This window comes from Acinetobacter sp. Ac8 (assembly GCF_055392545.1).
Map to the genome: position 1 here is coordinate 2,966,343 of NZ_AP043689.1, position 15,749 is coordinate 2,982,091.

Annotated in this window: 14 protein-coding genes; 3 read left to right on the forward strand and 11 right to left on the reverse strand. The window is 36.9% G+C overall.

The features are described 5' to 3' along the window. Positions 1-44 precede the first annotated feature (44 nt). The 8 genes from ACZ5QH_RS14030 to ACZ5QH_RS14065 all read right to left on the reverse strand — a co-directional run bounded on the left by ACZ5QH_RS14030 (position 45) and on the right by ACZ5QH_RS14065 (position 8,626). The gene (locus ACZ5QH_RS14030) at positions 45-398 is read right to left on the reverse strand and encodes a hypothetical protein (RefSeq protein WP_166782243.1); all 354 of its coding nucleotides are present in this window, start codon (positions 396-398) and stop codon (positions 45-47) included. Positions 399-459: 61 nt separating this feature from the next. Continuing rightward, a complete protein-coding gene (locus ACZ5QH_RS14035; RefSeq protein ID WP_004822592.1) occupies positions 460-1,410 on the reverse strand; it encodes a LysR family transcriptional regulator in 951 nt (316 codons plus the stop codon). A 146-nt stretch (positions 1,411-1,556) separates the two neighbouring features. Further along, positions 1,557-2,384, reverse strand: coding sequence for an SDR family oxidoreductase (locus ACZ5QH_RS14040; protein ID WP_303577820.1), 828 nt, complete (start codon positions 2,382-2,384; stop codon positions 1,557-1,559). A gap of 182 nt (positions 2,385-2,566) precedes the next feature. Further along, positions 2,567-3,823 carry an acyl-CoA dehydrogenase family protein gene (locus tag ACZ5QH_RS14045; protein WP_303577821.1) on the reverse strand — a complete coding sequence of 419 codons (1,257 nt, stop codon included), beginning with the start codon at positions 3,821-3,823 and terminating at the stop codon, positions 2,567-2,569. A 32-nt stretch (positions 3,824-3,855) separates the two neighbouring features. Beyond that, positions 3,856-5,106, reverse strand: a complete 1,251-nt coding sequence (locus ACZ5QH_RS14050) for an SfnB family sulfur acquisition oxidoreductase (protein WP_303577822.1) — start codon at positions 5,104-5,106, stop codon at positions 3,856-3,858. 232 nt (positions 5,107-5,338) lie between these two features. Next, a complete protein-coding gene (locus tag ACZ5QH_RS14055; RefSeq protein WP_303577823.1) occupies positions 5,339-6,730 on the reverse strand; it encodes an LLM class flavin-dependent oxidoreductase in 1,392 nt (463 codons plus the stop codon). Between the two features lie 296 nt (positions 6,731-7,026). Next, complete coding sequence (locus ACZ5QH_RS14060) at positions 7,027-7,935, reverse strand: DMT family transporter (protein ID WP_303577824.1); 909 nt, start codon at positions 7,933-7,935, stop codon at positions 7,027-7,029. Positions 7,936-8,125: 190 nt separating this feature from the next. Continuing rightward, positions 8,126-8,626, reverse strand: a complete 501-nt coding sequence (locus ACZ5QH_RS14065) for a YaiI/YqxD family protein (protein ID WP_171066881.1) — start codon at positions 8,624-8,626, stop codon at positions 8,126-8,128. Positions 8,627-8,871: 245 nt separating this feature from the next. Here ACZ5QH_RS14065 and ACZ5QH_RS14070 point away from each other — a divergent pair, with 245 nt between their 5' ends. Further along, positions 8,872-9,801: a hypothetical protein gene (locus tag ACZ5QH_RS14070; protein WP_004724362.1), complete on the forward strand. Its 930-nt coding sequence runs from the start codon at positions 8,872-8,874 to the stop codon at positions 9,799-9,801. Positions 9,802-10,681: 880 nt separating this feature from the next. Here ACZ5QH_RS14070 and serC read toward each other — a convergent pair. After that, complete coding sequence (gene serC / locus ACZ5QH_RS14075) at positions 10,682-11,761, reverse strand: 3-phosphoserine/phosphohydroxythreonine transaminase (protein WP_303577825.1); 1,080 nt, start codon at positions 11,759-11,761, stop codon at positions 10,682-10,684. 350 nt (positions 11,762-12,111) lie between these two features. Here serC and ACZ5QH_RS14080 point away from each other — a divergent pair, with 350 nt between their 5' ends. Further along, the gene (locus ACZ5QH_RS14080) at positions 12,112-12,924 is read left to right on the forward strand and encodes an AraC family transcriptional regulator (protein WP_303577826.1); all 813 of its coding nucleotides are present in this window, start codon (positions 12,112-12,114) and stop codon (positions 12,922-12,924) included. A gap of 40 nt (positions 12,925-12,964) precedes the next feature. Here the strand turns inward: ACZ5QH_RS14080 and ACZ5QH_RS14085 are convergent, their stop codons facing one another. Further along, positions 12,965-13,561 carry a LysE family translocator gene (locus ACZ5QH_RS14085; protein WP_303577827.1) on the reverse strand — a complete coding sequence of 199 codons (597 nt, stop codon included), beginning with the start codon at positions 13,559-13,561 and terminating at the stop codon, positions 12,965-12,967. An 85-nt stretch (positions 13,562-13,646) separates the two neighbouring features. Beyond that, positions 13,647-14,057, reverse strand: a complete 411-nt coding sequence (locus ACZ5QH_RS14090) for an SRPBCC domain-containing protein (protein ID WP_303577828.1) — start codon at positions 14,055-14,057, stop codon at positions 13,647-13,649. A gap of 198 nt (positions 14,058-14,255) precedes the next feature. On the opposite strand from ACZ5QH_RS14090, the gene ACZ5QH_RS14095 reads away from it, so the two are divergent. After that, positions 14,256-15,749: a TolC family protein gene (locus ACZ5QH_RS14095; RefSeq protein WP_303577829.1), complete on the forward strand. Its 1,494-nt coding sequence runs from the start codon at positions 14,256-14,258 to the stop codon at positions 15,747-15,749.

Below are 15,749 nucleotides of genomic sequence, written 5' to 3' on the forward strand. Positions count from 1 at the left end.
AAAAGGATAACTGTTCTTAAGCTATTTAGCTTTAAAAAGTCCTTTTAAAATTTATTTTGATTTATTTCTAAAAGCCATAGTTCTAAATTATTATCTAGAGGTCGTTCTAAACAACGATTAATTACACTTTTAAGTTGGTACCGTTGAACTGGTGATAGCTTTTCAAAGTCAAAATATAACTGTTTAAAAAAATGATAGACGCCATGCACTTGCGTCATATAACTTGAGTTCAATACATCAAGATAAACTTGAAAGACTTGATGGGGAAAATGATCTAATTGCAAAAGATATTCTTCAATATCCTGTGCATATTGTTTATACACACGCCCATTCAACTGCTGACCTGCATATAGATCTCGTTTAAATTTTTCTAAATCAAAAATATTAATCTTTTTCATCAACAATATTTTACCAAGCTGTTGATACCAATCATTCTGGATGTATCGATTATAGAAATCCTTAAACTTCAGGCTGATCGCCATGGCTTAACAACTGACTGGGTAAAGGCATTGAGTTCACCTGACTAAAAATCTCATAACACATATGTCTTAACCACTGATGGCTGGTTTTATGGTGACATGACATATGCCAATACTGCTTAATCGAATAAGTCGGAAACGAAATTGGTGCTGGAAAAATTTGTAAGTTTCCTCGTGACAACAAGACTTCGCTCAAATAATAAGGAACTGTTGCAATCGAGTCAGTATCTTGCACCACTAAGCCAACACCAAGATAACTCGGAATACGCATCAATACATTACGTTTTAAATCCAAATTTAACAGCTCATTGGCGATGTGATAATGCCCCACACCCGCATCAATATCGATGTGTGATTCACTCAAATACTGCTCAACGGTCATGCTTTGTTGAGTTAATCGTGGATGATCTTTAGATGCAATCACCACATAAAATTGTTCGAATAATTTTTGTTGATAGAAACCATTTTCTAATTGCGGTAAAAAACCAATCGCCAAATCAATTTCGCCATTTGCCATCTGATAACTGGTTTCAGAAGTGATAGCGCGAACATTTAATTTGACATGTGGTGCATGTGCTTTGAGATATTGAGAAATTTTAGGCAATAAAACTAAGTGAGAAACATCCGTCATCGCAACTGTAAATTGTTGCTGAGATGCTGTTTCATCAAAATCCACACTAAAATTATTAATAATTTCAACTTTACTCAGTGCTTCACTGATCAAAGGATAAAGTTGTTTAGATAATTCTGTAGGCACCATTTCATTACCAATCCGTAAAAATAACGGATCGTTATAATGAACACGAATTTTGTTCAGAATATTGCTTACTGTAGGTTGGCTCATCGCTAAATGATCTGCGGCAACAGAAACACTTTTAAACTTGTAGATATAGTAAAAAATACTGAGCAACTTACAATCTAACTCATACACGAAATTACATCTCACTCATTTTTTAGATTCAATATTATATCTTCTGCTTTTTTATAAAAATTTCCAATGTTTTAATGTACCGATTTTAAACAATCAAACCAGGATTTTAAAATCGGTACGAATTATTGGCACGATCCGTTCAGCAATTATTCTTTAACAAACAAATCAACCATCAACTCATCCTCTGAATCAGCATAGCGATATTCAGTAAAATCTGTAATACCCGACTCTCGTAGGATTTCTTCATCAATCAACAACCGTCCTGTTAAAGCACGTTTCTCACTGTTTAAAATACGATAAGCGGCGTCTGCCATAATGTTCGGTTTACGAGCTCTGCTAAATAATTGCTTACCACCTAAAGAAAACTCAATTGCAGCTGTGGCAATAATCGTTCTCGGCCAAAGTGAGTTTACACTTACGCCATAACTGGCAAACTCTTGATTCATCCCTAAAGTCAGCATACTCATACCATATTTAGTAATGGTATAAGGCGCATAGCTGGCAAACCATTTTTCATCCAAGTTTAACGGCGGTGAAAGATTTAAAATATGTGGATTGTCACTGTTTTTTAAGTACGGTAACGCAGCTTGACTACATACCATCACAGCACGTGTATTAATCTGATACATTAAATCGAAACGGTTTGGATCAAGCGTCTCTACGCCAGACAGTTTAATCGCACCAGCATTGTTAATTAAAATATCAATTCCACCGAAATGCGCTGCTGCTTGTTTCATGGCAAGCGCAACCGCATCTTGATCACGTACATCCAGTTGAAGTGCTAAAGCTTGACCACCTGCCTCTTCAACTTCTTGAGCAACAGTAAAAATCGAGCCTCCTAATTTAGGATGCTCTTGTGTAGATTTTGCAGCAATCACAATGTTCGCACCATCTTGTGCAGCTTTTAGTGCAATCTCTCGCCCTATTCCTCGGCTTGCACCGGTAATAAAAAGTGTTTTTCCTTTAAGCGACATGATTTCCTCGTTGTATTTGTTTTTTGCTGTACTAATCTACTTAACTTTTTTTTCTCCTCATAGTACCAAATCTGCCATTTTGTATACTCATGAGTACAATAATTATTATTCTTTATGGTCTTTATAAAAATCAAAAGCTTGCATAAGCAAGCCTTGAACTAAAGGTGGTTAAAATTTAAATTCTAGGCAGCGCCAACTTTTGGGCTTGTTCCAATTTGCCAAACAAAAGGCAATGGTTCGCGATTGACTTCCCAATCACCAATCACTTTTTCCTTATATACGACTGGATTATGTGAAGATACGACCCGCGCATTGCGCCAGAAGCGATCAAGTTGTTTTGTGGTGGTACTTGCAGATGCGCCAAGCGCATTAAATAACTTACTGGTTAACTCCAAGACTAAATCAGAAATAACCACCTGCCCTTGTGCCGCTTCTAATTCAGCATCATTATTTGCTTGAATATTTTTTACTTCGGATTCACTAAAGTGACTGATATATGCACGCTGCAAAGCCTCTGCAGTTTGTGTGGTAATGCTTTCACTCGCATAGGCTTGTGCAGAAGCTTTACCAATTACCTGTAAAATCTGTGGATCATTACGCACTAAATCAGCATTGCCATGACTAAAAATACGATCACGCTTTTGTACTTCATGAATAAATGTTGCAACTGCTGAGTGTGCAATACCTGATAAGGTCGCCAAATGAATGACTTGGTAGAACGCAGTCTGATATTTAAAACGTTGCTCAAAAGGCAAAATATGGTCTGCTTCGATTGCAACATTGCTTAACGTTAAGGTGCCACTTCCCGTGGTTTTTTGACCGAAACCATCCCAATCATCCTGTACTTCAACTCCAGAAGCATGTCGAGAAATCGCAGCAATAACATGCTGATCCGTACGTTCATCATAGGCAAATAAATCAACCCAATCCGCAAAGATTGTGCCTGTTGAATAGTACTTTTTTCCATTGACCAGCAATTGATTATTATTTTGAGTTACTCGGGTAATCACATCACCAATTTTTACATGACCGATTTCAGTCCATGCATTCCCCACCAAATCCCCTTGCACAAAACGTTTAAACCATAATTCTTGGTTCTTAAACTTATGTGCATTTAATCGATCTTCAACAAAAGCGAAATGCCCTCGCAATGCTTGTACAATATTTGAATCGGCCTTTGCAAGTTCAGTGAGCAATTGAAATAACTGAGGTAAAGACACTCCATCTCCACCAAACTTGACTGGTACACGTAATGCACCAAAACCCGCATGTTTTAACCAGTCTATTTGCTCATACGGTAATATACGCTGTTGCTCGCGTTCAACGACACCTTGTGCAATTTTTTCAAAAATTGCACGATATTTTGATGCAACCTTTTCATAATCTGCTGAGATTGATAAATCTTCAATAAAACGGTTTTGAATATCTAAGTTACCCATTTTTTCTCTCCATTTGTTGGTTATTGTTATTCTTAGCTCCACGCATGGCGTGGTAAGTGAATGTTATTGAGATAATAATTACCAACTAAATTAAATTTCCAACGTACAGGATCATGCAAAGTATGAGTACGTGCATTACGCCAATGGCGATCTAAATTTAATTCAGACAATGTTGAACGAGTACCTGATAATTCAAATAATTTATTTGAAGCCAGAATGGCAATTTCAGTTGTTAATACCTTGGCTTCTGCAACCAGTAATGCCGCCTGATTAGCATTCTCTTCAGATGGTTCGGCAATTGCTTGATCAATTGCATCACCAGCCAAGTCTAAAACAGCCTCGGCTGCACGTAATTTGATTTTTAACTCCCCTATACTTGCAATGGTATACGGATCATCGCTGGCTTTTTCTAAACCTGAGTCAATCCAAGGGCGTGAATGTAAGCGTACATATTGAACCGTTTCATCAATTGCACCACGAGCAATACCCGCATCTACTGCGGCTTGAATAAATTGAGAAATCGCACCTGCTGCTGTAGGTCTTTCAAAGGCTTTGTGAATCGGCACAATATATTTTTCATCGACTTGAACTTGTTTTAGTAACACAGTTCCACTCGCTGTAGTTCTTTGTCCAAATCCAGACCAATCATTGACAATTTCCAGACCTGTACTTGTTCGTGGCGTTAAGGCAACCACAGGCAGCCCATCTTCATTAACTGCTACGACAGGTACCCAATGTGCCAATAAAGCCCCTGTAGCAAAGAATTTTTGACCATTAATTTCATAACCTTGGGATGTTTTATGTATTTTGGTTTCTAAGTCAGCAACGGTCTTGCTACCTTTTTCTGAAAACGCATTGCCTAAACGTCGACCTTTTAAAATTTCAGCAAAGAAAAATTGTTGCTGTTCAGGACTGGCATCTAAACGGAGATGCTCAATAAAAGCCCAATGATTTTGAGCAATTTGCCCAAGCGAAGGATCTACACTAGAAATGATCTTCACCACTTCGGCTAAAGTACGATATTTCACTTCAGCTCCACCAAATGCCTGAGGAATATTAATTCCCCATAAACCACTTTGTGAATAGAGCTGTATCTCTTCAAGCGGCAAACGACGTTCATAATCACGTTGTGATGCCTCTTTGGCAAATTCTTTGGCCAAATTTTTCGCTACTTGAATAGCTTCCGCATCTGATTGAATAACATGTGCATCATGATTCAATTCAAAAAATTGCAAAGGAACCGCTGTCTGAGAAGAAAAGTTTTTTTGGTTTAAATCAGTCATTGTTGTTACTCTTTTAAATAAGCATGGATTTAAACTAGCACTATTTTTTTATACTATTTATATGAATAAATGCATTTATTATTCAAAACAAAATCATAAATTTATCATTAAAATTCATAACTATTAAAATCATAAAAAAAGCCCACATAATGTGGACTAATTTCTAACGGATAAGCACAATCAATATGCAATAAACAATTATTTTAGATGCTTATTTAAAATTAGACTTAGACTAACTTGCTTGCGCTAAGCTATTCTTATTGTCTTTGCGATATTGTGCGCCTCGATGATTCTCTGGCAAATAAGCACTTTGTTGAAATAGTTTTTCTCGTAAAGTCCCCTGACGATATTCTGTTTGATAAGCACCACGGCGTTGTAGCTCAGGTACAATGAAATCTACAATATCAATAAAAGTTTGATGAGCAAGAATATAAGCTAAATTAAAACCATCGACATCGGTATCTTCTACCCATTGTTGTAACTCATCAGCGACCGTCTGTGCTGAACCAACCAGTACAGGGCCATTTCCCCCCACACTATTCCAATGGGCAATTTCTTCAATGGTCCAAATACGCTTAGGATCTGCATTGACATAAGCATCTAACATCGATTGAATCGCATTGGTTTCAATATACTCAACTTTATCATGTGGTTGATACTGTGAAAAATCCACACCAGACCAACCAGACACCAAAGTTAAAGCACCATCATAACTTCCATAAGACTGATATTCTTTAAATTTCGCCTGTGCCTTTTGATCCGTTTCATCCGTTACAATTGACAATAAGCTATAAATTTTAACCGCATAAGGATCTCGCCCTTCCTGTTTTAATTTTTCACGAATACTTTGAACAATTTTCTTAGCTGCTATTTTTGACGGTGGCGCAATAAAAATACATTCGGCATTTTGACTTGCAAATTTTTGTCCCCGAGCTGACGCACCTGCTTGGTATAGCACAGGTGTGCGTTGTGGTGAAGGTTCACAAATATGAATACCGGGGACTTTAAAGTATTTCCCCTCATGTAAAATGGGATGAACTTTTGTATGATCAGCAAAGATTCCAGACTGCTTATCTCTTAAAACAGCATCATTTTCCCAAGACCCTTCCCACAGCTTATACAGCACTTCTAAATACTCATCGGCAATATCGTAGCGATCATCATGATTTAATTGCGTAGTTAGCCCCAAGTTCTTAGAACCACTTTCCAAATAAGAGGTGACAATATTCCATCCCACCCGACCTTTGGTAAGATGATCTAATGTGCTGATTCTTCGTGCAAAAGGATAAGGGTGTTCAAAAGATATTGATGTAGTTACACCGAAACCTAAATGCCGTGTTACCGCAGCCATCGCTGGGACAATTTGCAAAGGATCATTGACCGGGACTTGTACTGCACCTGTTAATGCATGTTCTGCACTGTGGTGGTAAACATCATATATCCCGAGTACATCCGCAATAAAAATGCCATCAAACACGCCCTTTTCCAAAATTTTAGCGAGATCAGTCCAATACTCAATATCTTTATATTCTGTCGAACGATCTGAAGGATGACGCCATAAACCAGGAGATTGATGGGCAATACAATTCATTTCAAAGGCGTTAAAGCGGATCTGCTTCGTCATTTCTCTTCAACTCATTTTGGTTATTATTTTTATCCTATGCCATTTATCTTTATTCTTTTATCTCAATATCTTCAATTATTATCATGATTGCTTTTATCTAAAATGGTGAAGTAAATATACTATTTTATACAAAGTGCTTTATTTAAAATGACTCATATTGGCTTTCATCATTTTGTAAGTAGCATGATTAACTTAGTATAAAAATTAAAAACACATCTTATTTCAAAAGCATGAATCCAAATAGTTTAAGGTTATTCACTCAGGATAAAATCTAAAGAAAAAAGAAAAATTCGATGCTAATTTTCAATCTTTTTAGCCAGCAATTGACGTGCTTTAAAATCTTTATAGAAGTATAAAATTAGTCCAAAGATCAAAACCGCCGCACCAATAAACACACTCATTGTCGGTTTTTCATTATTGAGCATCGCACCTAAAAACATGGCAATCATCGGGGTCATTACAGTCGTCAATGATAAAGTCGTGGCTTTAATATTTTGCACCAATTTAAAATAACAAAACATCGCCAGTAATGAAGCCATCAATACGGTATAAATCAACGCCAATAATGATTTGGTTTCGGGAATATGCGTAGGTGCATACTGCCAAATAAAAGGAATAATACACATTGCAGCCAGCGTAGAAACCAAGATTGAACCTGTTGCTTGCGCCATCGGAACAACATCTGCATTTACTTTTTTTACCCAAAAGATCGAAAAAGCATAGGTAAATACACTCATCAACATCAACAAGATTCCAACAGGATGCACATGTTGACTTGCCCCGCTACTGGTACAAATAATGGCGAGGCCAATAACAGCAACCAGCATCCCAAGCCATTGAATCCCCAATAATCTTTGACCAAAAACAAAACGACCAATAAGCCCTGCCATAATTGGAGCTAATCCAAACATCAAAGCGATAATACCTGAACTTAAATAACTGGTCGCAGCATAGGTAAAAATTTGCGAACCAATCAGACTAAATGAGCCTGCTAAATAACTATGTAAAGCAATTTTATTGTACGGTAATTTAACTTTTAAAATCAGCAATAGAATTAAAGCAATCGGCAAAGCGATAAAAAACCGCAAAACCAAAGCCCACATCATATGTAAATCTGCCACACTCCATACAATTGCCAAAGGCGTACTTGCCCAAATGAAGACTAATAAAATATAAGTCGTCATCAGGTTGGATTTGGAGGGCATATAGATTCCTAAATGACTGCTGGATGTGAATTAAAATGTGCTGGGTTTAAAAATGAATTTCTACATTGATCTTTGCAAATTCAATTAAATCTTAATCACGCAATGTGAAGATCTATTGAAAAGCAAGATCGAGTCATTCAAAAGGTGGAAAAAATCAGTTGCAGATGATTATTCAAAGCATGAATTAAACTTATATCGAAGTCTTACGTTTCTGCTTGAGAATGGTTTGGTCTAAGCTACTCGAAAACTCACGTTTATCACGCTCAGAAATCGGTGGTGGCCCACCTGTTTGTACACCTGCACCACGCAAAGTATCCATAAAATCACGCAAATGTAAGCGAGCTTTGACATTGGCTGAAGTGTACACCTCTCCACGTGGGTGAATTGCCACACCACCCTTTTCAATGACCTGTGCCGCTAAAGGGATATCCTGAGTAATCACGATATCATGCTCACCCATCCGATCAACAATTTCTTGGTCAGCTTGATCTGCACCTGACATTGCTTGAATTGAGTTGATCCGTACAGACGGTGTAATGCCCACAGGCTGGTTTGCAACAAAAGTAACTTCTAATTGATAACGGTCTGATGCACGTAAGATCACTTCACGAAGAATTTTAGGTAAAGCATCTGCATCGACCCAAAGTTTAAATGGCAGCACACAACATCTCTGATAAAGATTTTTCAACATTTTAGCAAAATGCCGCTTCGCTGTCCTATGCATATTCTTTTATTTATCGCGCAAATCTTTAACGACTTTCAGATTCAATCAAACTTTGCATCTCGCTTTTGGTGATTAAAAGTACAATTTCGGGCGTGGTTTATGGCAATTGAGTTTAATATTCTGGTTTTTCTTATGATTTTACATTTCAGGACTTGAAATCTAGCAATCACCCTCGATTTAATAGCATAAGAGAGGCATTTAAAATCGTGAAAATGAACAATCAAAACAGACCTGAAACAATTATCATAGAAGATCAGAATTTTGGTAGCCATGTCGAACATTGGAGTCTATTGACTGAAAATCCAACGTCCGAAGTGCCCAAATGGTTAGGTTTGGCTTTGGATGCACCAGTGATGCCCATGGGGCTTTGTTCAAAAGAATGCGATATGGATGTATCAACTTGGTTAATCCAAGGTCCAAGCGGTTCTTCTGTACAGCTCTGTCAAGTGATTGATGTTGAGAATAACAAACCTAAAGCTGTAAAAACGGCTTTCCCAAGTTTTGAAAGTCCCTATCAATTAAATGCTTCTATTGACCGTATTATTACCTGTAAAACCAATACTCAAGCAGTACTTAGCTTAAAGGTAGGAACAAATAGCGTAGTTTACGCATTTGACAGCTTGTACAGTGTAAACGGCCATCAATATTTGCAAGATCAGCAATATAAAGTTCAACTGAATGCATGGGCCTATGAACTTGAAAAAGTTTCGGACCATGAACAAATCATTGTTGATGATCCTGCTTCAATCAAACACCATCGTGCATTAAATGATATCCTGTCACAAAATAATGGTATTGCACCTGAAAACCTTCAAGAGCAAATTGATGCATGGGAAGCGAAGTCAGAAGATGATAAAGCGCCTGTTACTGTCGATTTTTCTAAAATGGTGGCATACCTCTATGGAGAAACGCTAGGGCAAGAGGATGAAGCTTGGTTTCAAGGTAAAGTGGTCGGTAAAACTCAAATGCAGTTTATGCAACAAGACTATACCCTTTATGATGTAACTTTAATTCTTGAAGAGAACCAACCCGCAATCTTAGTCCGTATCGCAACCAAGGATCCTGCTTTCAAAAATTTTGAAATTGGACAATATATTCGCGGTAATATCTGGATTCAAGCAAACATTTATTCTGCTGCTTGATTCAAAAAACACATGATCAGCATGATGGAAAACCCATCATGCTTTTTTATTACATGTTTTGTAACATTTCTATTATATCTAAATAGATGCTCTCACTTTTTATCTTTTTGAATTCAAAATTACCAGTTATCCACAGTTTAAATTCAAAATTAAATAATCAGCCCTTTTTAAAATTATTTAAGTTGAAGAATATCGCCTGTTTATTTAAATAATAAATACATTCCCCTATTTGAAAATCTCAAGAAAACGAATTCAAAAATAAATTTAAAAACAGCAGCTTAAGCATAAAAATTAAACCAATAAATATCATGATCTTGTTAAAAAATAGACTTCGTTTTTATACCTAAATCGGATTATTTTCTAGATAAAGACTAAAAAACAGTCAAGTTATCCACAATGTATCCACAAAATCATGATTATAAATTCATAATATTTTTATAAATCGGGAGATAATAAAAGCAGCAACATATTAATAATGTAATTTAGCACTTTATTTAACCAGTCAATTATGTTAAAAATACGATGAACCAATAGGATTTAAACAATAATTTAAAAATCTAGGCTCAGTAATGAAAATTATACCTGAACAATCGACTAGTCTAATCAATCAAGTTAGTGGTTTTCACTTACGCTTGGATAAAGGAGCCTGCTGCTTTTTTGTTCTAGGTATGTTTTTAGCTGCAATGATGATCCATATATTAGGCATATTCCCGACGACTTAATGTTTTACGACATTTATCTCACATAAAAAAATCCCTCACTCTGGAGGGATTTTTTTATGTCTACAGTCCCTAATTTCCCCTCCCCTGTTTATTCAATCAAAGGAAAAATTAAGGTCCTGTTCAACTACAACAAATCATTTAAATGTTTTGAAGTGAGATTAGCCGTTACGTTGAGCAAAGTCATCCATAAAGTTGACAAGTGCTTGTACGCCTTCCAAAGGTACAGCGTTATAAATACTTGCTCGCATACCACCCACTGAACGATGACCAGCAAGATTGAGCAAATGATTTTCTTCAGCTTCTTTCAAGAATAATTTATCCAGTGCTTCATCTGCTAAAGTAAACGGTACATTCATGATTGAACGGTTTGGAAGTGCGATCGGGTTATTATAAAAATCACTAGAATCAATATAACCATATAGCAATTTAGATTTTTCAAGGTTGGTTTTATACATTGCGTCTACACCCCCCTGCTCAAGTAACCATTCAAAAACCAAACCAGACAAATACCAAGCATAAGTTGCTGGCGTATTCACCATAGAATCATTCTTTGCTTGTGAACCATATTTTAACAAGCTTGGAATTTCAGATTTTGCTTGATCCAATAAATCATCACGCACGATCACAAGGGTTAAACCTGCTGGACCAATATTCTTTTGTGCTCCAGCATAGATCAAACCAAACTTAGATACGTCTAATGGTGCAGATAAAATACTTGATGAAAAATCAGAAACTAAAGGTTTATCTGTTTCTGGAATATTGGCAAATTGAATACCGCCAATTGTTTCATTTTCAGCATAATGGACATAAGCCGCATCGTCTGACAAGTTCCATGTACTTTGCTCAGAAATTGCAAGCTTTCCATTGATGCTTGTTGCCGCTTCAACGATATTGATATCGCCATAACGTTGCGCTTCTTGAGTGGCTTTTTCTGACCAAATCCCAGTATGAATATAATCAGCTTTAGAATTTTTACCCAATAAATTGAGTGGAATTGCAGAAAACTGAAGTGATGCACCACCTTGTAAGAACAATACTTTATAGTTCTCTGGAATGTTCATCAATTTACGTAAATCTGCTTCTGCTTTTTCAGCGACAGCCACATAGTCTTTGCTACGATGGCTCATTTCCATGATGGATAAGCCTTTACCATGCCAATCCAATAACTCAGCCTGAGCTTTTTCTAAAACGGCGGTAGGTAATGCAGCAGGACCAGCACAGAAATTGTACGCGCGCATGATTTTTCCCTTTTAAAAGTGAAACGAATGAAATAGGCGCATTTAACCACAAATCGACCTTTCATGCAGTAGCTTTGTCAGTCAATATTTCAATATGTTTAGAGATTTAGAGTTGATAATTCAATTAACTATCGATATTGAGAGAAGCAAAATATTGTCGCTAGACTGCTCATTGATATTTTTAAACACAACGCTAAAACAATGACTTGTTACCGACCTGCTTTTCTAGCTGACCGCGCAAGACTAGAACATTCGTTACGCATAACCATATACCAATAGAAAACTCAATTTATCAGCTGAACTCAGTTATAATTTATCCAGCTTAAACTTTATTCATTGGTAGATGTTCAATGCCAGCATCAAATCATCAGGATTGGATTCGCACAGCATCGGAAACAGATCGATTTGAACGTATCGAAGCATTTTTTAATGATCATGCCTATGAACCGCACCGGCATGATACCTATGCCATTGGTCGCACACTTTCAGGCGTTCAAAGTTTTCATTATCAAGGTGTCATGCAACATAGCCAGCAAGGTATGACCATGGTGCTGCATCCTGATGAAAAACATGATGGTGAATCAGGTACTCAAGATGGTTTCCGCTATCGTATGGTGTATATAGAACCTGCAAAAATTCAATCTATTTTAAAGGGTAAACCTCTCCCCTTTATCCAACACGGGATCAGCACAGATCCTCGATTATTTAAAGCCACCAATACTTTTCTACAAAGCATCGAAAATCATATGGAAGTTTTGGAAGAAGAAGATGCGCTGTATGATCTGGCCATGGCTTTAAATGAAATTTCTGTTCAACCATTATCACAACGGTTGAGTTTTGATTATCATGCAGCAGAACAAGCTCGAGAATTTATTCATGCTGTATCTGAACGAAATATCAGCTTGGATGATTTAGAAAAAAATATTGGACGCGACCGTTGGAGTTTGTCACGCGACTTTCGTTTATTGTTTGGAACCAGCCCACATCGTTATTTAACCATGCGCAGGCTGGAAAAAGTTAAAATCAATTTAATCAAAGGGGCTTCTTTGGTTGCGGCGGCAACAGATGCTGGATTTTATGATCAAAGCCATATGACCCGACATTTTAAACAAGCGTTTGGGCTCAGCCCTGCGCATTGGAAAAAGATCAATCACTTGCCTTAGGCGTAAAATGCATACAGATTCATTTCAAACTGGTGCTTCATCACAGCAAATGCATTCCTATAATAAAATCGCGTAGCATTCCAAGCCCTGTAACAATCAGCATGATTGCCATAATTTTATTTAAATAATTAAACCATTTAGGATCAGAAATTTTATCTCCTAAAAACCTGCCCGCCAAAGCATATACAAATGGCGCTCCAGCAGCACCCATTGAAATGATCAAAGATACAACGAAAATCATCACGCCTGTAATTTTAGCAGCAGGATACATAATTGTCGTGACGGGTAAAATAACCAGAATCCCTTTAGGATTAAACAATTGAATTAAGAAACCATTTAAGAAGCTCAGTTGATGTTCGGCTTTGTCAGTACTTTCTAAATAGGCTGTCAACATTTTAACAGCCATATAAAAGGTATACACCGCTCCGACCAAAGAAATATAGTGTAGCCAGTGGTGAGGAATAACAGCCTCACCAACATAGCCCAAAGTCAGAAATAGAAATAACATTGCACAACCCACCCCAATGAAAAAACTGATGGATTGTTTAAGCTGCCCAAGCAGTCCTGAATTCAATCCAATGAAATTTACAGGACCGGGGCTATACATCACACTCAAGGTATAAAGAAAGATTTCCACAACAACACTCAACTTTGATCTAAATGAATTTCAGAAGATCAAAGTAAGTCTGTGGAAATGTTTTGTATTGTACGTTTGTGCAGAACTAGCTTTTATTTTCTACATAGCGTGCAAAATTATCTAAAATTGCTTGCCAACCTGCTTGCTGTTGCTCAATCGGGTAGATTGTTTCAGGATCAAAACTAATTCTCACCACAACAGCATCATTTTTCTGTGTAAAGTGAACTTCAGCATTTCGCTCACCAAAAGAATAGGCAATTTTTTTATGGGGAATAATTTCAGTATACGTACCCGCAAAATCAAAGCCCATACTGCCATCTTTGGCTTCCATACGATTTGAAAATTGACCACCCACACGTAAATCATTTTTAGAGTTAACTGTGTGCCAATCCGCTGAAGCGGTATTCCATTGCTGTATATCCTCAGGATTATTATAAATATCCCAAACCAATTCAATTGGTGCTGTGACCACGGACTCAACGGTAATTCTTGCCATTTTTATTCTCCCTAGATATATTTTGAGATTCAATTTATTGATTGAATTATCATAGTTTTGATTATAATTTAATCGGGTTTATACTGATGATCGAAACTACAAAAACCACACATATTAAAGTATACATTTAGATTATTTATTCTAGTCATTCAAGGTTAGAATAGTCTCAAATTTAAACAAATGCTGATGATTTTTCAGATGAAATTTAAAACTTGCTATTCACTTAAAGCATTATCAAAATTGATACAAGTAAGCAGTTTTGCAGCCTTAAATACGGCCTTTGTATCTGTCACCTTTGCTGAAAATCTAAGCTATGTACAAGCAGAACAATATTTACTTGAAAATTCTTATACCACCCAAGCCAATCAAGCACTCAATCAAGCATCTAAACTTCAAGCAGAGGCTGTCAAAAATATTGGTCTACCTCGCATCGATTTAAATGTACGTGCCTATAAGTTTCATACTGAAACAGATATTCCGCTAAACGGGGTCAAAAATAATCTGGAACAGACGCTTTCACAAGGGGTGAATGATCGGGTTGATCAATGGCAATCTGAACAGAACATTCCATCGAATATCACAGATCCTTTAAAACAAGGGTTAAACCAAGGAATTCGTAGTGGTATTGGCTTAATACCAGATACGGCCAATGTTGTCCTTGAAGATGAGGTTGTTCGCCCTACAGTTTCTGTGATGATGCCAATTTATACTGGAGGAATTACCTCGACAACAAAACAAATTGCCAATTTAAAAGTTGAACGTAGTCAACTCGATACTAAACAACAGCAAGATACACAACGTTTTGAAGTGATTCAGGCGTATTTTAATGTGCAATTACAACAACAGCTGTTCAATGCCAGTCAATTCAATTTGAGTGCAATGCAACAACACTATGACAATTCACTCAAACTTGAAAAACAGGGATTTATTAGCAAAGGACAGCGCATGCAATTTGAAGTTGCGCGCAATAATGCCCAACGTTCAGAACAAAATGCTTCGGCAAATTTACAAGCCAGTCAGTTCCAACTTCAAAATTTATTGCATAAATCCAAAATTGATCAACTGACGACACCCTTATTTGTCAATCGTCAGCAAAGCCAATCACTCAACCAACTCCTTGCTTCTTATCCTGAAACTTCAAGCCTAGTTCGAAAAATGCAAATGGATACGCAGCTTGCCAATCAGAATGTCAAAATACAGAGCGCTGCAAAAAAACCAACCCTTTTTGCGTTTGGGGAATATAGTTTAGATCAAAACCAAAACTGGATTGTGGGTGTTGCTGCTCGCTACAACCTATTTTCAGGGATTGATAAAAACAAAAATGTCCAAGCCGCTGAATTACAAAGATATGCAACAGAGCTTATGACAGCGCGCACCCAACAAGAGATTGAGAATATTATCTACAAATCCTATAGTGAACTCGCCACAGCACAGCAGTCCAATCAATTACTGCAACAAAATGAACAAGCAGTGTTAGAGAATTTAAGAATCCAACAATTATCATTTAAAGAAGATATGGGCACCGCCACTCAAGTCATCGATGCACAGAATCAACTCAGCCTACTCAAAACAGAAAAAGCACTCAATGCCTATAAATACGTACTCTCTCTAGCAACTTTGCTACAAAGCCATGGTTCTATTGAACAATTTAAAGACTACGTCAATCAAACTAATACAGATTATATTCGTTAA

Coding starts and splice junctions, on each gene's coding strand:
- ACZ5QH_RS14030 (WP_166782243.1), bottom strand. CDS start 398: ATGAAAAAGATTAATATTTTTGATTTAGAAAAATTTAAACGAGATCTA.
- ACZ5QH_RS14040 (WP_303577820.1), bottom strand. CDS start 2,384: ATGTCGCTTAAAGGAAAAACACTTTTTATTACCGGTGCAAGCCGAGGA.
- ACZ5QH_RS14045 (WP_303577821.1), bottom strand. CDS start 3,823: ATGGGTAACTTAGATATTCAAAACCGTTTTATTGAAGATTTATCAATC.
- ACZ5QH_RS14050 (WP_303577822.1), bottom strand. CDS start 5,106: ATGACTGATTTAAACCAAAAAAACTTTTCTTCTCAGACAGCGGTTCCT.
- ACZ5QH_RS14055 (WP_303577823.1), bottom strand. CDS start 6,730: ATGACGAAGCAGATCCGCTTTAACGCCTTTGAAATGAATTGTATTGCC.
- ACZ5QH_RS14060 (WP_303577824.1), bottom strand. CDS start 7,935: ATGCCCTCCAAATCCAACCTGATGACGACTTATATTTTATTAGTCTTC.
- ACZ5QH_RS14065 (WP_171066881.1), bottom strand. CDS start 8,626: ATGTTGAAAAATCTTTATCAGAGATGTTGTGTGCTGCCATTTAAACTT.
- ACZ5QH_RS14070 (WP_004724362.1), top strand. CDS start 8,872: ATGAACAATCAAAACAGACCTGAAACAATTATCATAGAAGATCAGAAT.
- serC (WP_303577825.1), bottom strand. CDS start 11,761: ATGCGCGCGTACAATTTCTGTGCTGGTCCTGCTGCATTACCTACCGCC.
- ACZ5QH_RS14080 (WP_303577826.1), top strand. CDS start 12,112: ATGCCAGCATCAAATCATCAGGATTGGATTCGCACAGCATCGGAAACA.
- ACZ5QH_RS14090 (WP_303577828.1), bottom strand. CDS start 14,057: ATGGCAAGAATTACCGTTGAGTCCGTGGTCACAGCACCAATTGAATTG.
- ACZ5QH_RS14095 (WP_303577829.1), top strand. CDS start 14,256: ATGAAATTTAAAACTTGCTATTCACTTAAAGCATTATCAAAATTGATA.